The 19,099-nt window shown below is 66.2% G+C and carries 20 protein-coding genes; 12 read left to right on the plus strand and 8 right to left on the minus strand.

The features are described from left to right. The gene (locus ACM608_RS04860) at positions 1 to 1,053 is read left to right on the plus strand and encodes an alcohol dehydrogenase (RefSeq protein WP_419682133.1); all 1,053 of its coding nucleotides are present in this window, start codon (positions 1 to 3) and stop codon (positions 1,051 to 1,053) included. Positions 1,054 to 1,095: 42 nt separating this feature from the next. Here the strand turns inward: ACM608_RS04860 and ACM608_RS04865 are convergent, their stop codons facing one another. Further along, positions 1,096 to 1,896: an SDR family NAD(P)-dependent oxidoreductase gene (locus ACM608_RS04865; RefSeq protein ID WP_419682134.1), complete on the minus strand. Its 801-nt coding sequence runs from the start codon at positions 1,894 to 1,896 to the stop codon at positions 1,096 to 1,098. 277 nt (positions 1,897 to 2,173) lie between these two features. Between ACM608_RS04865 and ACM608_RS04870 the strand changes: the two genes are divergently transcribed. The 4 genes from ACM608_RS04870 to ACM608_RS04885 all read left to right on the plus strand — a co-directional run bounded on the left by ACM608_RS04870 (position 2,174) and on the right by ACM608_RS04885 (position 7,735). After that, positions 2,174 to 4,543 (plus strand): TonB-dependent receptor, encoded by a 2,370-nt coding sequence (locus ACM608_RS04870; RefSeq protein ID WP_419682135.1) that lies wholly within the window; start codon positions 2,174 to 2,176, stop codon positions 4,541 to 4,543. Positions 4,544 to 4,570: 27 nt separating this feature from the next. Next, entirely contained in the window at positions 4,571 to 5,332 is a 762-nt protein-coding gene (locus ACM608_RS04875) for an SDR family NAD(P)-dependent oxidoreductase (protein WP_419682136.1), read from the plus strand. Between the two features lie 110 nt (positions 5,333 to 5,442). Next, on the plus strand, positions 5,443 to 6,651 hold the full coding sequence (locus ACM608_RS04880) for an LLM class flavin-dependent oxidoreductase (RefSeq protein ID WP_419682137.1): 1,209 nt from the start codon (positions 5,443 to 5,445) through the stop codon (positions 6,649 to 6,651). 88 nt (positions 6,652 to 6,739) lie between these two features. Next, complete coding sequence (locus tag ACM608_RS04885; RefSeq protein WP_419682138.1) at positions 6,740 to 7,735, plus strand: LysR family transcriptional regulator; 996 nt, start codon at positions 6,740 to 6,742, stop codon at positions 7,733 to 7,735. A 7-nt stretch (positions 7,736 to 7,742) separates the two neighbouring features. On the opposite strand, the gene astD is transcribed toward ACM608_RS04885, so the two are convergent. From astD to ACM608_RS04905, 4 genes are all read right to left on the minus strand, one after another. Beyond that, positions 7,743 to 9,149 (minus strand): succinylglutamate-semialdehyde dehydrogenase, encoded by a 1,407-nt coding sequence (gene astD, locus ACM608_RS04890; RefSeq protein WP_419682139.1) that lies wholly within the window; start codon positions 9,147 to 9,149, stop codon positions 7,743 to 7,745. 139 nt (positions 9,150 to 9,288) lie between these two features. After that, positions 9,289 to 10,293: an arginine N-succinyltransferase gene (locus tag ACM608_RS04895; RefSeq protein ID WP_419682140.1), complete on the minus strand. Its 1,005-nt coding sequence runs from the start codon at positions 10,291 to 10,293 to the stop codon at positions 9,289 to 9,291. Next, positions 10,293 to 11,312 (minus strand): 2-oxoadipate dioxygenase/decarboxylase family protein, encoded by a 1,020-nt coding sequence (locus ACM608_RS04900; RefSeq protein ID WP_419682141.1) that lies wholly within the window; start codon positions 11,310 to 11,312, stop codon positions 10,293 to 10,295. Before ACM608_RS04900 ends, ACM608_RS04895 begins: the two co-directional genes overlap by 1 nt. Positions 11,313 to 11,482: 170 nt before the next feature. Then, positions 11,483 to 11,587: a KTSC domain-containing protein gene (locus tag ACM608_RS04905; RefSeq protein WP_419682142.1), complete on the minus strand. Its 105-nt coding sequence runs from the start codon at positions 11,585 to 11,587 to the stop codon at positions 11,483 to 11,485. Positions 11,588 to 11,672: 85 nt separating this feature from the next. On the opposite strand from ACM608_RS04905, the gene ACM608_RS04910 reads away from it, so the two are divergent. After that, the gene (locus tag ACM608_RS04910) at positions 11,673 to 12,494 is read left to right on the plus strand and encodes an alpha/beta fold hydrolase (RefSeq protein ID WP_419682143.1); all 822 of its coding nucleotides are present in this window, start codon (positions 11,673 to 11,675) and stop codon (positions 12,492 to 12,494) included. 176 nt (positions 12,495 to 12,670) lie between these two features. Here ACM608_RS04910 and ACM608_RS04915 read toward each other — a convergent pair whose 3' ends face one another. The 3 genes from ACM608_RS04915 to ACM608_RS04925 are packed head-to-tail and all read right to left on the minus strand — an operon-like array spanning position 12,671 to position 13,641. Then, the gene (locus ACM608_RS04915; RefSeq protein ID WP_419682144.1) at positions 12,671 to 13,030 is read right to left on the minus strand and encodes a DUF1428 domain-containing protein; all 360 of its coding nucleotides are present in this window, start codon (positions 13,028 to 13,030) and stop codon (positions 12,671 to 12,673) included. Between the two features lie 48 nt (positions 13,031 to 13,078). Further along, positions 13,079 to 13,519 (minus strand): SRPBCC family protein, encoded by a 441-nt coding sequence (locus tag ACM608_RS04920; protein ID WP_419682145.1) that lies wholly within the window; start codon positions 13,517 to 13,519, stop codon positions 13,079 to 13,081. Then, entirely contained in the window at positions 13,519 to 13,641 is a 123-nt protein-coding gene (locus tag ACM608_RS04925) for a hypothetical protein (RefSeq protein ID WP_419682146.1), read from the minus strand. Before ACM608_RS04925 ends, ACM608_RS04920 begins: the two co-directional genes overlap by 1 nt. 56 nt (positions 13,642 to 13,697) lie before the next feature. On the opposite strand from ACM608_RS04925, the gene ACM608_RS04930 reads away from it, so the two are divergent. The 6 genes from ACM608_RS04930 to sucD all read left to right on the plus strand — a co-directional run bounded on the left by ACM608_RS04930 (position 13,698) and on the right by sucD (position 19,013). Then, the gene (locus tag ACM608_RS04930; protein WP_419682147.1) at positions 13,698 to 14,378 is read left to right on the plus strand and encodes a winged helix-turn-helix transcriptional regulator; all 681 of its coding nucleotides are present in this window, start codon (positions 13,698 to 13,700) and stop codon (positions 14,376 to 14,378) included. A 211-nt stretch (positions 14,379 to 14,589) separates the two neighbouring features. Then, entirely contained in the window at positions 14,590 to 15,378 is a 789-nt protein-coding gene (locus tag ACM608_RS04935) for a succinate dehydrogenase iron-sulfur subunit (protein WP_419682148.1), read from the plus strand. 2 nt (positions 15,379 to 15,380) lie between these two features. Further along, a complete protein-coding gene (locus ACM608_RS04940; RefSeq protein WP_419682149.1) occupies positions 15,381 to 15,860 on the plus strand; it encodes a PaaI family thioesterase in 480 nt (159 codons plus the stop codon). Then, positions 15,857 to 17,029 carry a cell division protein ZapE gene (gene zapE, locus ACM608_RS04945; RefSeq protein WP_419682150.1) on the plus strand — a complete coding sequence of 391 codons (1,173 nt, stop codon included), beginning with the start codon at positions 15,857 to 15,859 and terminating at the stop codon, positions 17,027 to 17,029. The genes ACM608_RS04940 and zapE overlap by 4 nt, the downstream gene beginning before the upstream one ends. A 101-nt stretch (positions 17,030 to 17,130) precedes the next feature. After that, entirely contained in the window at positions 17,131 to 18,093 is a 963-nt protein-coding gene (gene mdh, locus ACM608_RS04950; protein WP_419682151.1) for a malate dehydrogenase, read from the plus strand. Between the two features lie 35 nt (positions 18,094 to 18,128). After that, entirely contained in the window at positions 18,129 to 19,013 is an 885-nt protein-coding gene (gene sucD / locus ACM608_RS04955; protein ID WP_419682152.1) for a succinate--CoA ligase subunit alpha, read from the plus strand. The last annotated feature ends 86 nt before the right edge of the window (positions 19,014 to 19,099 follow it).

Genomic DNA, 19,099 nt, shown 5'->3' on the forward strand with positions numbered 1-19,099 from the left:
ATGGAAGCCTGGAAAGTCGTCGCGCCGAGCGCCCCTTTGGAGCACTTCACCGGCCCCACGCCGAGCCCGGTGGGCAGCGAGGTTCTGGTCGAGGTCACCCATTGCGGCGTCTGTCATTCCGACCTGCATTTCTGGAGAGGCGAGTACAATCTCGGCGGCGGCAAGGTCCTGAAGCTGGCCGATCGCGGCGTCGAACTCCCCCGCGCACCGGGGCATGAGGTCGCGGGACGGGTGGTCGCGCTCGGGCCGGACGCGACGGGCGTGGTGGTCGGCGATCTGCGCGTGGTCTACCCCTGGCTCGGCTGCGGCGCGTGCGAGCATTGCGCCGAAGGGCATGACAATATGTGCGCGACGCCGAAGGCGATCGGCGTCGTCCGCGACGGCGGCTTCGGCAGCCACGTCCTCGTGCCGCATGCCCGCTATCTGGTGGACCCCGGTAATGTCGATCTGGCGCTCGCCGCCACCTACGCCTGCTCGGGCATCACGGTCTATTCGGCGATCCGCAAGATCATGCCCCTGTCGCCGGATGCGCCCGTCGTCCTGATCGGCGCAGGCGGCCTCGGCCTAATGGGCATCGCCATGCTGAAGGCGATGGATCATCGCAACATCGTCACCGTCGACATCGATCCGGCGAAGCGCGGCGCCGCGCTTCACGAGGGCGCGACGCAGGTGGTCGACGGGACGGGTGAGGGGCTGACCCAGCGCATTCTCGACAGCTGCGGACCGGTGGCGGCGGTGATTGACTTCGTCGGTGCGGATGCCACCGCTCGCGCAGGCTTCGACGCGTTGGCGAAGGGCGGCAAGCTCATCATCGTTGGGGTCGCCGGCGGAGAGCTGACCTTGTCGCTGGCCGGCATGATCTTCGGCGCCAAGGCGGTGCTGGGAAGCCTGACCGGCGATCCCCACGACCTCCGCGCGGTCATCGCACTCGCCAATTCTGGCAAGCTCAAGCCCACCCCGGTCACCCTCTGCCCGCATGACGAAGCCAACCGCGCCCTGGACGAGCTTCATCACGGCAAGGTGACCGGACGCATGGTGCTGGTCCGCGGGTAGAGGTGATACGCGCCCGCCGTTGCACCGGCGGGCGCTTGCCACTCACCCGAACTGCTTCTTCAGATCCGCCATGAAGTCGTTCATGTTCGGCAGGCCCGTGCCGCAGGTCACGCCGCCGTCGATCGGAATAATCGCCCCCGTCACGAAGGAAGCCGCGTCGGACGCCAGGAAGGCGACGACCTCCGCCACCTCCTCGGGACGGCCGACCCGCCCGAGCGGCGTCGCGCCGACGAAGGCCTCGTACAATCCCGGCGCGGCCTTCACGCCGGAGAACAGGGGCGTCTCGATCGCGCCGGGGCAGATCGCATTGACCCTGATGTTCGACTTGGCGAGATCGAGAGCGAGGTTGCGGGTATAGTTGATGACGCCGCCCTTCGCCGCGTTGTACGGTGCCATGCCGAAGTCGCCGAGAAGGCCGGAGATCGACGCGTTGTTGATGATCGCCCCGCCGCCGGCCTTACGGATCAGCGGGATCGCGGCGCGGCAGCCGTAGAAGACGGAGAACAGGTCGATCTCCATCACCTGCCGCCACAATTCGGGCGTGGCGTCCTCGGTCGAACCCATGCCGCCGATGCCGGCATTGTTGAAGAGGATGTCCAGCCGGCCGAAGCGCTTCTCCGCCTGTTCCATGAGGTTCGTCATCGCCGCGAGGTCCGACACGTCGCAGGACTGGAACATGGCCGCCTGACTGCCGAGCTCCTCGACCAGCTCATTGCCGAGCGACGCGTTGAGGTCGCCAAGAACGACCTGCCCGCCGTCCTTGACGATGAGCCGCGCCGCCGCCGCGCCCATGCCGGATGCGCCGCCGGTGATGACCGCGACCTTGCCCGTAAATCTCGCCAAAATGCCTCTCCCTCTTTCCGATCAGACTGGACGCTGATCTTCGCATTGGAGGGCGGCGCGGCTGTTCTTGGAAGAACTTAATTGCGGGGGCGCCATCGCAAAGCGTTATACCGGCAAGCTTTCCTATGATCGATATAGCCCGCGCCTATATCGCTAGACCGAGTTCGTGTTTCAGGCTGCTTGCAACCTGACGCATCTCCTCCGCTCGATGTTCGACGCATCGCAATGTCACCGCCGGATCGAACCTGGACGCGTGGCGACAATGGAGGGGCAAGATATGAACCTGACGAGCAGACTTTCGTGCACCACGGCGCTCACCGTGGGCCTTGCCGTGGCGACCCCGCTCTGGGCGCAGTCCACCGCCGCACCGGGCGCCCCTGCCGGCAGCAGCGCCACGGGATCGCAGACATCCGCCTCCGCACAGCCGGGCTCGGGCTCGGGTGCCGTGGAGTCGGAGGGCGTCGCCGACATCGTCGTCACCGCGCAGAAGCGTTCGGAATCGCTCAGCCGCGTCGGCCTTACCGTCTCCGCGCTCAGCGGCGACCAGATGAAGGCGCAGGGCATCGTCAGCGTGGCGGATCTCGCCAAGGTCACGCCGGGCCTCACCTATGCGAACAGCGCCAACAACACGCCGGTCTATACGCTGCGCGGCGTCGGCTTCTACGAAACCTCGCTCGCCGCCTATCCCGACGTCAGCGTCTATGTCGACGAAGTGGGCCTGCCCTTCCCGGTGCTCGCGACCCAGGCCAGCCTCGATCCCGAGCGGGTCGAGGTGCTGAAGGGGCCGCAGGGCACCCTCTTCGGGCAGAACGCGACGGGTGGCGCGATCAACTTCGTCGCCGCCAAGCCGACCGACAAGTTCGCCGCAGGGGGCGACCTCAGCTACGGCCGCTTCGACACCTTCAGTGGAAACGCCTATATCAGCGGCCCGATCAGCGACACGTTGAAGGCACGTCTTGCGGTCAAGGCCGAGCATGGCGAGGAATGGCAGAAGAGCTACACGACGAACGACAAGCTGGGTAAGTCGCGCGTCCTTGCCGGCCGCCTGCTGCTCGACTGGGATCCCGCGCCCACCGTCCGCTTCCGCCTCAACCTGAACGGCAGCATCGACAAGTCCGATCCCCAGGCGGCGCAATACATCGAATACTTCCCGCAGAACGTGACTGCCTTCCCGGCGCTCGCCAATTACCCCTTCTCCCCGCGCAATCCGCGCGCGGCGGATTGGGGCACCGGCATCGATCGTCCGTCAGGCGACGACAAGCAGTTCCAGGCGGCCCTGCGCGGCGAGTTCGACCTGACGCCCGACATCACGCTCACCTCGCTCAGCTCCTACATCCACTTCAAGCGGGACCAGGTGAACGATCCGGATGGCATGCGCATCCAGGAATTCACCTTCGACGTCATCGGCAAGATCGACAGCTATTCGCAGGAACTGCGGCTGGCGAACGGCTCCGACAATCGTTTCCGCTGGATCGTCGGCGGCAATGTCGAACACAGCAAGGTCGACGACTTCAACGTCCTGCGCGTCAATGCCTCCACGTCTGCGGCGTCGCTCGGCATCGTCGGCAACAACTTCTTCTCGAACCAGCGGATGACCAATCTGGCCGGCTTCGCGAACGGCGACTTCGACGTCAACGACCAGATCACGTTGAAGGCGGGCGTGCGCTACACCTCCAGCAAGCGCAAGAACACGTCCTGCACGCTCGACAATGGCGACGGCCTCACCGCCGCGCTGCTGACCTCGATCTCCAGCGCGCTGCGCGGCACGCCGACGCCGCCGATCCCGCCGGGCGGCTGCATCAACCTCGGCCCGGACAATCTGCCCGGCCTGTTCCAGGACAAGCTGAACGAGGACAACATCTCCTGGCGCGCCGGCATTGACTACAAGCCGTCGTCGACCGCGCTCATCTACTTCAACGTGTCGAAGGGCTATAAGGCCGGCAGCTTCCCGACCGCCACCGCGTCGAGCGACGTGCAGTTCGCACCCGTCGTCCAGGAATCGGTGCTCGACTATGAAGGCGGTGTGAAGCTGCAGCTGTTCGACCGCCGCATCTCGCTCACGGCGGCCGGCTTCTACTACGACTACAAGAACAAGCAGCTCCGTTCCAAGATCATCGATCCGGTCTTCGGCGTCCTCGACGCGCTGGTGAATATCCCCAAGTCGAAGGTGAAGGGCGGCGAAGTCTCGATCACCGCGCGGCCCGTCCAGGGCCTGACGATGAGCGGTTCGGCCACCTATCTCGATGCCGAGATCACCCGCTATTCGGGCATCAACGGCGCCGGTCAGGCCGCGAACTTCGCCGGCTTCCCGGTGCCCTTCGCGCCCAAATGGCAGATCGCGGGGTCGATGGACTATACCTTCCCGCTCTCCGAAACTCTGAACGCGACCTTCGGCGGCAACGTCAACTATAACGCCTCGACCTATGCCGTCGTCGGCCGCGATCCCGCTTCGAAGATCGACTCGTATACCTTGCTCGATGTGCGCGCCGGCTTCGAAACGGCGGACGGCCGCTATCGCCTTACCTTCTGGGGCCGCAACATCACAAACACCTATTATTGGACCAATGCCGCGGTCGTGAACGACGCCAAGGTTCGCTTCGCCGGACGGCCGGCCACCTACGGCGCAACCTTTGGCTTCCGCTATTAAAAGCAAACGAGACCGGGAGAGCGGGTGATGTTGAAGGACAAGGTGGTCGTCGTAACCGGTGCCGGTTCCGGCATCGGCAGGGCAGCGGCGATGATGTTCGCCGGCGACGGCGCGAAGGTCGCGCTGATCGATCGTAATGAGGACGCGGCCCGCGCCGTGTCGGAGGAGATCGGGCAGGCCGGTGGCGAAAGCCTCCCCCTCGGCTGCGACGTGTCGAAGGAGGCGGAGGTCGAAAAGACCATCGACGCCGTTATCCAGGAATGGGGCCGCATCGACGGCGCGTTCAACAATGCCGGCATCGAACTGCACAGCAAGTCGGTGCCCGATCTCACCGCCGACGAATGGCGCAAGGTCATCGACGTCAACCTGACCGGCATCTTTCTTTGCATGAAGTTCGAGATCGCGGCCATGCGCGGGACGGGTGGCGGTGCCATCGTCAACACCGCCTCGGCAGGCGCAATCGCGACGCAGCCGAACATGGCGGAATACGCCTCTTCGAAGGCCGGCATCCTGGGTCTCACCCGCGCCGGCGCGGCCGAGTTCGGTGAGACCAAGGTGCGGGTAAACGCGGTGCTGCCGGGGCTGATCCTCACCCCGATGACCGAGGATCGCCTCTTCTCGGACCCGAACTTCGCCGCCGCCGTGGACCCGCTGCTCCGCCGTCATTCGATCGGCCGCTTCGGCAAGCCGGCCGATGTCGCGGAGGCGGTACGCTGGCTGCTGTCCGACCATGCCGGCTTCATCAACGGCGTCAGCCTTCCCGTGGACGGTGGCTTCACCGCCGGCTGATTTCGCGGGCGTTATAGTCCCGCCTTATAGCCGCATATCCAATACCAAGATGTGATCGCGCGCATGCAAGACTATCAAATGCGTGAGAGGATTTCTGAGGAGTATCGCCAATGTCCGACGGCCGGCTTCGCTTCGGTGCGTTCGTTGCCCCCTTCCATCCGCTCAACGAGCATCCGGCCCTCGCGCTCGACCGCGACATGGAACTCGTCGAATGGATGGACAAGCTCGGCTATGACGAGATCTGGCTTGGCGAGCATCACTCGGGCGGGTGGGAGATCAGCGCCAGCCCGGAGGTCTTCATCGCCGCCGCGGCCGAGCGCACCAAGCGCATCCGCTTCGGCACGGGCGTGTCGTCGCTGCCCTACCATCACCCCTACATCCTCGCCGACCGCATCCGGCAGCTCGACTATCTCACCAAGGGCCGGGTGATGATGGGCGTCGGCCCGGGATCGCTCCCCTCGGACGCCTATATGCAGGGCATTCCCACCCCGCGCGTCCGCGATCGCATGGACGAGGCACTCGAACCCATCGTCCGCCTGCTGAACGGTGAGACGGTGTCGATGGAGACCGACTGGTTCAAGCTGCAGGAGGCGCGGCTGCAACTGACGTCCTATAACGAGCAGGGCGTCGAGATCGCCGTCGCCAACCAGGTCTCGCCGACGGGCGCGCGCAGTGCCGGGCGGCTCGGCCTGTCGCTGCTCTCGATCGGCGCGACCTCGGCCGGCGGCTTCAACGCGCTATCGACCAGCTGGCAGATCTGCGAGGAGATGGCGGCCCAGCATGGCCAGACCGTCAACCGCCGCGACTGGCGGCTGGTCGGGCCGATGCACATCGCCGAAACGCGCGAAAAGGCGCGCGAAAATGTTCAGTGGGGCTTCCACCGCTGGAGCGACTACTTCGTGAACGTCGCCGCCCTTCCGCTGACCCCGCCGCCCGGCGTCGATCCGATCGACGCGATGATCGACAGCGGCTTCGCGGTGATCGGCACGCCCGAAGACGCGGTCGCCCAGATCAAGCGGCTGCAGGAGCAATCCGGCGGCTTCGGCTCCTTCCTGCAACTCGGCATCCCTTGGGCCGACTGGGCGGAGACCAAGCGCTCGTTCGAGCTGTTCGCCCGCTACGTCATCCCCGAGATCAACCAGCTGAGCACCAATCGCATCGCCTCCGAACATTGGCTGCGCGAACACAACGCCAAGTTCCGTGGCGAATTGCAGGCAGCAGTCGGCGCCAAGATCGCGCAGCACGCGGCGGAAAAGGGCAGTACCGACCAGATCCAGCCCGAAATCATGGAGGCGTTCGTCGGCAAGCCTGGAGGGTAATCAAAGTCGCGAATAGGGCTGAAGGCCTGCTCCAGGTGAAGCTTCCCTAAAGCGAAGTGCCGGAGTAGGCTGCCCGAAAACAGAGAGGATGACCGGTATGGATATTCGCCACCTGCGCTATTTCGTGGGGATCGCGGATTGTGGCAGCCTGATGAAGGCCAGCGAGCGGCTCCACGTCGCCCAGCCGGCGCTCAGCGTCCATATCGCCAATCTGGAGGTCGAGCTTGGCGTCAAGCTCCTCGAACGCAGCAATCGCGGGGTGGAGCTGACGGAGGAGGGGCATAACCTCTACGCCCGCGCCACCACCCTGCTGAGCTATTATCAGGAGACGATCTCCAGCATCCGCGACCGCCGCGCTCAGGCGACCGGCACGGTCTCGGTCGGTGTGCCCTCCACCATGTCCGGCATGATCGCGGCCGAGCTTTACCGCCGCGTCCGCGACGAACTGCCCGATGTCACCCTCTACATGACTGACGCCAGCACCGCGATGCTTTACGAATGGCTGCAGGACGGACGGCTCGACTTCTCCATCCTCTTCAGCCTGCCGGAGAGCTCGAACCTCGATCTGATCCCGCTGGATGTCGAGGAGTTCTGCCTGGTCAGCAAGGCCGGCACCTCGTCAGGCACGGAGACCATCGAGTTCGACGAACTGTTCGAGCATCCCCTCGTCGTCTCCTGTCAGTCGACGACATGGCGGAAGATCCTGGATCACGTCGCGGAGAAGAAGGGGCGGACCTTCAAGGCCTCGATCGAGACGGAGGCCGTCAGCGTGATCAAGTCCATCGTCCGCTCGGGCGAGGCCTGCGGCGTCCTGCCGCTCAGCTGTGTGGTCGATGAGGTTCGCCAGGGCGTGTTCGACGCCCAGCGCGTGATCAACCCCGACATCAAGGGCATCCTCGCTCTGGCCAACCTGCCGTCATTGCACATGACTCCCGCCAAGCGGGCGATCCGCGATCTCGTCGTGCGCGTCATGCGCGAGGTTCGGGCGGGGGAGGGCGGAACGCCGGCCCTCAACAACGTCACGCCGATCTTCCGCGCCGTCCCCAGCAAGCTCCTGCCGATGGCGCGCCAGTCCGCCCGGTAACGACCGCCTAGATCAGCCCCGGCACCTCGACCGCTTCGACCGCTTCGGCTTCGAAGCTGGCGACAGGATAGGCGCAGTAATCCGCTGCGTAATAGGCGCTCGGCCGGTGGTTGCCGGACGATCCCAGCCCGCCAAACGGCATGTTCGCCGCCGCACCCGTCGTCGGCCGGTTCCAGTTCACGACGCCCGCCCGGATTTCGCCGACGAACCGCTCCCAGAGCGCCGCGTCACCGCTGATCAGGCCCGCCGACAGGCCGTACTGCGTGGCATTCGCCGTCCGGATCGCCGCATCGAAATCAGGCACGCGGAGGACTTGGAGGACAGGGGCGAAGATCTCCGCATCGGGCACATCCACGCCCGTGACGTCGATGATGGCAGGGGAGACGAAGGCCGCGCTCCGGCCCTCGACGTTCTCGAACGCGCGGATCACCTTGGCTCCCTGCGCCACCAGCCCCTGATAGGAGGCTAGCGCACCGGCCGCCGCCTGTTCGGATACGAGCGGACCCATGAAGGCCGCGCCCTCCTCGTCCCAGGCGGCGATGCGCAGCCGCCCCGCCATCGCGTCCAGCGCCTCGACGATCGCATCGCCCGCCGGACCTTCCGGCACGATCAGCCGCCGCGCGCAGGAACAACGCTGTCCAGTGGTGACGAACGCCGACTGCACGATGATCGAGGCCGCCGCTTCGGGTTTGTCCCAGGCGACCAGCGGGTTGTTGCCGCCCAGCTCCAGCGCGAGGATCAGATGCGGCCGGTCGATCGTCGCCCGTTTCAGCGCCGCGCCGGCCCCCGCCGATCCGGTGAACAGCAGCCCGTCGATGTCGCCCGCGACCAGCGCCTCGCCCGTCGCCCGCGCACCTTGGACGAGGTTCAGCACGCCCTTCGGCAGCCCCGCCTCACCCCACGCCTTCACCATCGCCTCGCCGAACGCAGGGGCGATCTCGCTCGGCTTGAACACGACGGTATTGCCCGCGAGCAGGGCAGGGACGATGTGCCCGTTCGGCAGATGGCCGGGGAAGTTGTACGGCCCGAGCACCACCATCACGCCATGGCCATGATGGCGCAGCACCGCCTGCCCGAACGGCATCGCCGCCGACCGCGTACCCGCGCGCTCCGCCTGCGCGGCGATCGAAACGGTCACCTTGTTGACCATCGATCCGATCTCGGCCCGCGTCTCCCAAAGCAGCTTGCCGGTCTCGCGCGCGAGCAGTGTCGCCAGTTCCTCCTTCCGCGCCTCCAGCACGCCGGCAAAGGCGCGCGCGAAGCCGATCCGTTCCTCAAGCGAAGTCCGCCGCCAGCCGGGTAGGGCGGCGCGTGCGCGGGCGATGGCGGCTTCGCATTCGGCGGGGGAGGCGGCGGGGCCTTCCCAGACGATCTCCCCGGTCGCGGGATCAAGGGACTTGAAGACGTCGGTCACAAATACTTCCTCATCACAGAACCGTTCGTCCTGAGTAGGCACTGAGCTTGTCGAAGTGCCGTATCGAAGGATGCTTCGATACGCGTCTTCGACTTTGCTCAGCCGCTACTCAGCACGAACGGATATGTTGTGCAGTCGTCTAGCCCGCCACCCGCACATACTCACCCGGGCCGACGCGCAGCGCATGCGCCGCCGCCCCATCCACCACCGCCACGCCGTCGCGCAGCACCACGTCCGCCCGCACCGCACGAAATCCGCCGACCGCCGCGCGGGACACCAGCATCGGCTCCCCACCGCTTGTGTCGCCGATCTCCACCCGCCACACCGCCGCCTCATGCACGGTCCGCAACGTATCGCGCGGGCAGGTCATCGTCGGCCCGCCATCGAAGATGTCGATCAGCCCCGACTTCTCGAACCCCTCGCGCTCCAGCAGCGCGCGCGCCGCCTCGCCCTCGCGGTTCACCCGCTCGATCGCGGCGCAGGCCTCCTCGCCGATCAGCTCGACATAAATCGGGTGGCGCGGCGCAAGGTCCAGGATGAACTGCCCGTCCGTCGACATCACCATCCGGTCCGCCTCCTCGAAGGGCAGGCGGAAGAACTTCGACGCGACATCCTCCCAGAACGGCGAGCGCCCTTCATCATCGAACCAGCCGCGCAGCTCCGCCATGATCGTCCGGCTGAACTTCGCCGGCTCTGCGCCGATCAGCATGTAGCGCGATCGGGCGAGCAGGCTCCCCGCGCCGCCGGAGCGCCGCTCCGGCCGCAGGTAGAGCGACCCCACCTCGGTCCAGCCATTGCACTCATTGACCAGCACCAGCGCGCGATGGTCGAACCGTGTGTCGATCGCGGAGGAATACTGCGCCAGCGTCATCACCCGGAACGAGAAGTGCGGCCGCCTGACCCCCACCGCCGCGCGCACGCCCGCCAGTCCCTCGACCCGCCCGGTCTCGCCGTCCTCCAGCATCAGCGTATACCAGGCCGCCTGCGGCTCGACGTGCCCGGCGAAGCTCGCCTCGGCCAGCTCCAGCCGCGCCGCCAACGTCGCCTCGTCCTCCGGCAGGCTGGTGAAGCCGCGCCCGGACAGCACCGCCAACTCCATCAGCACGTCGAGATCGCCGGTGGACGCCGGCCGGACGACCAGCATCAACCCGCCTTGGTCATCGCGAAGATGCCGGTCGCATTCCCCGCGTCGAACTTCAGGTCGATCCGGCCCGCCTCGTCATCCAGCCGGGTGATGAACTCGTAGAACGATCCCGGCACCGCCCGCGTGACCATCCGCCCATCGGCATCGCGGAACTCCCGCTCGACCTGATCGGCGCGAAAGGCGGTCTGCTTCACCCGTCCGCTGCCGGAAATCTCGACCGTATCCTTCATCGGCCGGCCCTGATCCTTCAGCATCTGCGCTAGCGCTTCGACATCCTGCACCCGATCGGTCGCGTGGTTGAAGGCGTTGCCCTCGGTCGCGATCCAAGCCGCCTCGGCCGACTGCGCCTTCAGCACCTCGTAATCGGTGAGCGCAGGCACGTCATGGTGCCGCCCGAACGCGCCCGCCAGCACCGGCAGCGCCGCCGCGGCCTTAGTGAAGTCGACCGAACCCTCCGCCGCAAAGCTATCCAGCGTCGCCACGGTCGCCGCATCGATCGGATCGCGCGAACTGTCGAACACCCGGTGCGCCGCCGCCTCGAACGCCCCATCGAACTGGTCGACATACAACTCGCTGACGAAGAACTGCGGGATCTCGGCCGGCAGATCGGCATGGGCGTAGACATGGCCCTGCATCTTCAGCTTGGGGAGCGGGTAGAGCCCGGCCAGCGAATAGCCGATCGGCTCCAGCAGCCGCTTGAACGCCGTCTCCCCCGCCGGCAGCGCGCCGGTCGGCCCGTCCGCGAAGCGGATCGTGCGGAGCGCGCCATGGTCGAAGAACACGCCGTTCTCCGCCGCAACCTCGCGCACATAGGCCGCCCCGCTCGGCACCCGATCCAGCAGATCGTCGAACAGCACGACGTTCAGAGCCATTGCGAACGCCGCCCGCGACACCCGCGCTCCATTCTCGGACAGCAGGGCAGGGGCGATCCTGAGCGCGCTCAGTGACCGCGCCGCCGCCTCTTCGCCGATGGCCGAGGCGACCAGCCGGGCAACACTGCCCTCGGCTCGCGATGACATGAGGCACAATCTCCCAAACCCGTCGGTATGGTCACGAATATAGGATGCGATCCGCCCGTCGGCAAAACGGCGTGCGGCTACCGCTTCCGTGCGAAGGCGTATGCGCCCCGGATCCGCCGGTTGAAGAACTGCCCCTTCGATGCGGTCCGCCGCATCCTCTTCGCGACGGCCTACGGCACCTCGAAATAGCTGTAGATGCGTCCGGTGACGAACTCGATGTCCAGCCGCCGTTCCGCCGCGTCATAGTCGAAGGACTGGATCACGCTCGACGGCATGAACGCCAAACGCCCTCTCCCGCGATTGGATGCGGAACGTCTTTGCGGCAGCCGCCGTTTGACGAGGAACCTGAAGGAGCCACCTATGCCGATGATCGAAGCCCGCGACGGCCTGCCACTGCACGTCAAGGACATGGGAACCGGCCGCGCCGTCGTCCTGATCCACGGCTGGCCGCTCACTGGCGACATGTGGGAGTATCAGACCCTCGCCCTGATCGAGGCGGGTTATCGCGTCATCACCTATGACCGGCGCGGCTTCGGTCACTCCGGGCACCCGGCGACCGGCTATAACTACGACACCTTCGCCGACGATCTCGCTGCCGTGCTCGACGGCCTCGACCTGCGCGACGCCACCCTCGTCGGCTTCTCGATGGGTGGGGGCGAGGTCGCGCGTTACCTGTCGCGCTACGGCTCCGGCCGGGTCGCCAAGGCAGCGCTGGTCGGTGCGGTGGTGCCCTATCTGCTCAAGACCGACGACAATCCCGACGGCGCGGATGAAAGCGTGTTTGAACAGATGAAGGCGCAGATCCGCGCGGATCGGTTCGACTTCCTCGGCACCTTCGCGCAAGCCTTCTACGGCGTCGGCTGGGTGTCGAGCCCGGTCAGTCAGAAGCTCCTGGACTGGACCTTCATCCTGGCGATCATGGCCAGCCCCAAGGCGACGATCGACTGCGTGGACGCGTTCGGCCGCACCGATTTCCGCCCCGACATGGCAGCCTTCACCATGCCGACGCTGATCATCCACGGCACCGCCGACAAGACCGTGCCGATCGACCCCAGCGCCCGCGCCGCCGCCCGCGCGATCCCGCACGCGACCCTCATCGAATATGAGGGCGAACCCCACGGCCTCTTCGCCACCGCACCGGACCGCTTGAACCGCGACCTGCTGAAGTTCCTGGCGCTTTAGCCTCTTGATCCTCACCCGGAGGGGGAGGGGGACCGCCGAAGGCGGTGGAGGGGTAGGTTCAGCGAGGATCGGCCGTGGTCCTTGCGGCGACTACCCCTTCACCATCGCCTGCGGCGGCGGTCGCCCTCCCCTTCCAGGGGAGGACCTCAAGAGCCGAACGCCGCCTCCGCCCGCCCTCAGTCCTTGTCGCTGTCATAGACCGGCACGAACCCGCCGAAGATCATGCGCTTGCCATCGAATGGCATGTCGCCCATCGCCTTCATCTCAGGGTCGTCCATCATCGCCTTCTGGCCCGCGTCGCGCACCTCCTTCGACGGCCAGATCACCCAGGAGAAGACGACGTTCTCGCCCTCTTCCGCCTTCACCGCGCGGAAGAAGTCGGTCGTCTTGCCCTCCGGCACGTCATCGCCCCAGCATTCGACGATCTGCAGCACGCCATGTTTCTTGAAGAAGCCGGCCGCCGCCTTGGCCATCGCGACGTACGCGTCCTTTCTGTCATGCGGCACCGGAACCAGGAATCCATCGACATAGGTCATCGTCTCTCTCCTTGTTTATCCCGACGTCCTCCCCCCTTGCGGGGAGGATCACTCGCCCTCCGCAATCTCCGCGAGCTGGTCCGCCACCTGCCCCCAGCCGGTCTCGAACCCCATCGCCTCGTGCTGCTTGCACGCCTCCTCGGTCCAGTGCCGTGCGCGGGCGGTGTAGCGGGTGCCGGCGCCCTCTCTCTCGAACGTCGTGATCGCCACCATGAACGGTCCCTGCGGCACCCAGCCCGGCGCCAGCGCATCGGTGGTCACCAGCCGCTCGTTGGGCACCACCTCCAGGAACACGCCCTCCATCGGCATCTCCTCACCCTCGGGGCTCTTCATCACGATGAAGGACCGCCCGCCCGGCCGGAGGTCGAACTCGGCGGTCGTGACCTGATAGGGGCGGGGCGCGAACCACTCGGTCGTCCGCTCGGTCCAGATGCGATAGACCAGCTCCGGCGGCGCGGCGATGAAACGGGTGACGGACAGCTCGAACATCACGCGGCCTCCTCTTGGGCGTCCGCCATCGCGGCGGTCATCTTGTCCGCTTTGGATGCCGCGAGATCGGACACCGGCAGGTTCACGAAGGTCAGCCGTGCGGCTGTCGCTGTGTCGCTCATCTCCCTTGCGAATCGATGTTTGACTGTGATGCCGCCTGAACCTACGTAAAGCAACTATGAAGTCACAAAAAGAAACCAAAGAGTCGCGCCGCCGCTATCATGATGCCTGTGGGGCGGCGCATGGACTGGAACTGATCGGCGAACGCTGGGCGCTCCTCGTCCTGCGCGAACTCATGCTTGGGCCAAAGCGGTTCAGCGCCATCCGCGCCGACCTCCCCGGCATCAGCGCCAAGGTTCTGACCGAGCGGTTGGAGGGGCTGGAGGCGGACGGCCTCGTCATCCGCCGCCAGCTTCCGCCCCCTGCCTCGGCCTGGGTCTACGAGGCGACCGCCTGGGGGCTGGAGGCGGAACCGATCATGCAGGCACTCGGCCGCTGGGCGGTGCGCTCGCCGAACCACGATCCGACCATGCCGATCAGCCCGGTCTCGCTCCTCCTCTCCTTCCGCACGATGCTCGATCCGATGCGCGTCGGCGATCTCGACCTCCGCATTGGCTTCCGCTTCCCCACCGACACCTATGTCGGCCACCTGACTCGCGACGGCTTCGCCATCGCGCGCGGAGATCCCGATGACGCCGACCTGACCCTCATCGGCACCGCGCCCGCGATCGGCGCGCTCGTCCACGGCGGGGTCCCGGTGGAACAGAGTGGCGTTACGGTCACCGGCAACATCGACCTCGTCGGCCGCTTCGCCACGCTCTTTCCGCTCCCGCCCAAAGTTGCGACGGGGAACTCGTGAGGTTGTGCTGTCCTACACCTCTGTCATTGGGGTAGGCAGAAAAGGCTGGCTGTTCAGCGGATTAGGGGAGGGGGAGCGGGACCCTGCGTGAACCGCAACTTTCGCAACTTATTCAGGAACGCCCCATCTGAGAACCCTTCGCAACTGCGGAAAAGGGTCTTTCGGTCTGCGCGTTCACCCGCTATCGCCCGGTCGATAAAAGGGATCGAAGATGGCCGAATTCGCACTTCCGAAGAACTCGAAGATCAAGCCGAAGGGCAAGGTCCACAAGGCGGCGTCCGACGCGAAATCGGTCAAGGCGTTCCAGGTCTACCGCTACGATCCCGACGCGGGCGAGAACCCGCGCTACGACACCTTCGAGATCGATACCGAGAATTGCGGGCCGATGGTCCTCGACGCGCTCATCAAGATGAAGAGCGAGCAGGACCCCTCGCTGACCTTCCGCCGCTCCTGCCGCGAGGGAATCTGCGGCTCCTGCTCGATGAACATCGACGGCAAGAACGGCCTCGCCTGCACGACGGCGATCGAGGATTGCAAGGGCAAGGACGTCCGCATCACGCCGCTGCCGCATATGGACGTCATCAAGGACCTCGTCCCCGACTTCACCCATTTCTACGCACAGTATTCGTCGATCCAGCCCTGGCTGAAGACCGTCTCGCCCGCGCCTTCCGGCAAGGAGCGGTTGCAGTCGCCGGAGGAGCGCAACAAGCTTGACGGCCTGTACGAGTGCATCCTCTGCGCCTGCTGCTCGACCTCCTGCCCCAGCTACTGGTGGAACAGCGACAAGTTCCTGGGTCCGGCGATCCTCCTCCAGGCCTATCGCTGGCTCGCCGACAGCCGCGACGAATATACCGGCGAGCGGCTGGACGAGCTTGAGGACCCGTTCCGCCTCTATCGCTGCCACACCATCATGAACTGCGCGAATGTCTGCCCGAAGGGCCTGTCGCCCGCCAAGGCGATCGCGGAGACCAAGAAGCTGCTGGCGGAGCGCCAGATCTGAGCGTGACGGTGCCGGGCGAGGGTCCTGCCGCCGACGTCCGGGCCCCCTACGCCTTCCCGCTGGCCGAGGATCAGCCCGGCTGGAACCGCTGGGTGCCGGCGCCCGAAGGCTTCAACGCCATGTTCGGCCCCGTCCTGATCCGTCGGGAAGGGGAGGGGCCTCGCGTCCGGCTTCGTGCCCAGCCCGATCTCGGCTGGATGAACCCGCGCGGTGTCGGTCATGGCGGCGCGATTGCCGGATATATCGATTCTGTCGGGTTTCTTGCCTGGTACTTCCTCAGCCCCGGCGACTTTCGCGCGGCGACCGTCGATCTCCAGATCCAGTATCTGGCACCGGTCATCATCGAGAAGCCGGTCGATGCGGTTGTCGAGATCACCAAGGAGACCGGCAAGCTGGTCTTCGCCAGCGGCCGGATCGAGCAGGAGAACGAGGTTGCGGCAGCCTTCATGATCTGCCTGCGCAAGATCAAGGCGCCGCGATGACCCGGGTGCTCGCCCGGTACGACGCCCTCCTCGCCGCCGGAGAGCTTCGCCCCGACCCCGATCAGCGTGCCGCCGCCGAGCAGTTGGACCGCCTCGCGACCGAACTGGAAGCGCCACCCAGAAAACTCGGTCTGTTTGAGAGGCTGCGCGGTCACAAGCCGGAACGGCCGCGCGGGCTCTACATGTGGGGCGGGGTCGGTCGCGGCAAGTCGATGCTGATGGACCTGTTCGTCGAGTGCGTACAGGTCCCGGCCAAGCGCCGCGTCCATTTCCACGAGTTCATGCTGGAGGTCCACGATCGCCTCCGCGTCGAGCGGGAGAAGGAGGAGGGCGACCCGATCCCGCCGGTCGCCGCGGCCATCGCCGCCGAGGCCGGCCTGCTCGCCTTCGACGAGATGGTGGTCAACAACATGGCGGACGCGGCGATCCTCAGCCGGCTGTTCACCGCCCTCATCGACGCGGGCGTGGTCGTCGTCACCACCTCGAACCGCCCGCCGCGCGACCTCTACAAGGACGGGCTCAACCGCCAGCTCTTCCTGCCCTTTATCGACCTGATCGAGGCGCGGCTGGATGTGCTCAGCCTCAACGGCCCGACCGACTACCGCCTTCAGCGGCTCGGCGGCTTTCCCACCTGGTACTGCCCGAACGGCTCCGCTGCGACCGAGGCGCTCAGCCGCGCCTTCTTCCGCCTTACCGACTTCCCGGTGGAAGACCGCGCCCATGTCCCGTCCGAGGAGATCGCCGTTCCGGGCGGCCGCAAGCTCTTCGTGCCCAAGAGCGTGAAGGGCGTTGCCGTCTTCTCGTTCAAGCGGCTCTGCGCGAATGCTCTCGGCGCTGCCGACTATCTGGCGATCGCCCGCCGCTACCACACCGTCATCATCGTCGGCATTCCCCGGCTCGGCCCGGAGAACCGCAACGAGGCCGCCCGCTTCGTGACGCTGATCGACGAGCTGTACGAGCACAAGACCAAGCTCCTCGCCGCTGCCGATGCCCCGCCCATGCAGCTCTACCCCTCCGGCGACGGCGCCTTCGAGTTCGAACGCACGGTGAGCCGCCTCATGGAGATGCAGAGCGAAGACTATCTAGCCGCCGGACACGGCGCGAGTTCCGGAGGGGGGGCTGATCGGAACTCTGCCAATTTAGCGTCGCAAGTCCGCAAATTCGCCTAATCCTCCGGTTGCCCCTGTTCGCACATGCGGCTAAGCGATCGGCGTTTCTCCGGGGTGCGTCTCACAGCACCCTTCTACGATGACCTTGAAGGGAAGACGGGGTGGCTCGCAAGAAGATCGCGCTGATCGGCGCAGGCAATATCGGCGGCACGCTGGCGCATCTCGCCGCGACCAAGGAACTCGGCGACGTGGTGCTCTTCGACGTGGTCGAGGGCGTACCCCAGGGCAAGGCGCTGGACCTGTCGCAGTGCGGCCCGGTCGAGCGGTTCGATGCGAAGATCACCGGCACCAACGACTATGCCGACATCGCCGGTGCTGACGTCATCATCGTCACCGCCGGGGTCGCCCGCAAGCCGGGGATGAGCCGTGACGACCTGCTCGGCATCAACCTGAAGGTGATGAAGGCGGTTGGCGAAGGGATCAAGAACAACGCCCCCGACGCCTTCGTGATCTGCATCACCAACCCGCTCGACGCGATGGTCTGGGCGCTGCGCGAGTTCTCCGGCCTGCCGCACAACAAGGTCGTCGGCATGGCCGGCGTGCTGGACTCGGCCCGCTTCAGCCACTTCCTGGCCGAGGAGTTCAACGTCTCGGTCAAGGACGTGAACACCTTCGTGCTCGGCGGTCATGGCGACACTATGGTGCCGGTGCTGAAGTACTCGACCATCTCCGGCATTCCCGTGAGCGACCTGATCGCCATGGGCCTGTCCACCAAGGAGAAGGTCGACGAGATCGTGAAGCGCACCCGGGGCGGCGGCGGCGAGATCGTCGCGTTGCTCAAGACCGGCTCGGCCTTCTACGCGCCGGCCACCAGCGCCATCGCCATGGCCGAGGCCTATCTCCGCGACCAGAAGCGCATCCTGCCGGCGGCGGCCTATCTGTCGGGCGAGTACGGCGTGAATGACCTTTATGTCGGCGTGCCGGTCCTCTTCGGTGCGGGCGGCGTCGAAAAGATCATCGAGGTCAGCCTGGATGACGAGGCCAAGGCCAATCTCCAGGTCTCCGTCGACGCGGTGAAGGAACTTCTGGTCGCCTGCAAGGGCATCGACGAGAGCCTCGCCTAACCACTTCGACCCAAGAACAAGGAAGACCGACCCACATGTCGATCCTCGTCAACGCGAACACCAAGGTCATTACCCAGGGCTTCACCGGAGCCCAGGGCACGTTCCACTCCGAACAGGCGATCGCCTACGGCACCAAGGTCGTCGGCGGCGTCACGCCCGGCAAGGGCGGCACCCAGCATATCGGACTGCCGGTGTTCGACACCGTCAAGGAGGCCGTGAAGGTCACCGGCGCGGACGCCTCGGTTATCTACGTGCCGCCGCCCTTTGCCGCGGACTCGATCCTGGAGGCGATCGACGCGGAAGTGCCGCTGGTCGTCTGCATCACCGAGGGTATTCCGGTGCTCGACATGGTGAAGGTGAAGCGCGCGCTCAGCGGTTCCAAGACCCGCCTGATCGGCCCGAACTGCCCCGGCGTCCTGACGCCGGGCGAGTGCAAGATCGGCATCATGCCGGGTTCGATCTTCTCCAAGGGTTCGGTCGGCGTCGTCAGCCGCTCCGGCACGCTGACCTATGAGGCGGTGTTCCAGACCACCAACGAGGGCCTCGGCCAGACTACGGCGGTCGGCATCGGCGGCGATCCCGTCAACGGCACCAACTTCATCGACGTGCTGGAACTGTTCCTGGCCGACGAGGCGACCAAGTCGATCATCATGATCGGCGAGATCGGCGGCAGCGCCGAGGAAGAGGCCGCGCAGTTCCTGAAGGACGAGGCGAAGCGCGGCCGCAAGAAGCCGATGGTCGGCTTCATCGCCGGCCGCACGGCGCCTCCGGGGCGCCGCATGGGCCATGCCGGCGCGATCGTCTCCGGCGGTCAGGGCGGCGCCGAGGACAAGATCGCGGCGATGGAGGAAGCGGGCATCCGCGTCTCCCCCAGCCCCTCCGAGCTCGGAATAACTCTGAGTAATGTTCTTAAGGGTTGAACTTTTCTCGGGCGGGGACCAGATGGCCCCGCCCGAACACTATTAACCCGGTGTAGATTTCTGTGGCGGATGCGGCACGCCACCAG

The organism is Sphingomonas sp. ID0503 (assembly GCF_048565625.1).
Lineage (GTDB): Bacteria > Pseudomonadota > Alphaproteobacteria > Sphingomonadales > Sphingomonadaceae > JBLZUR01.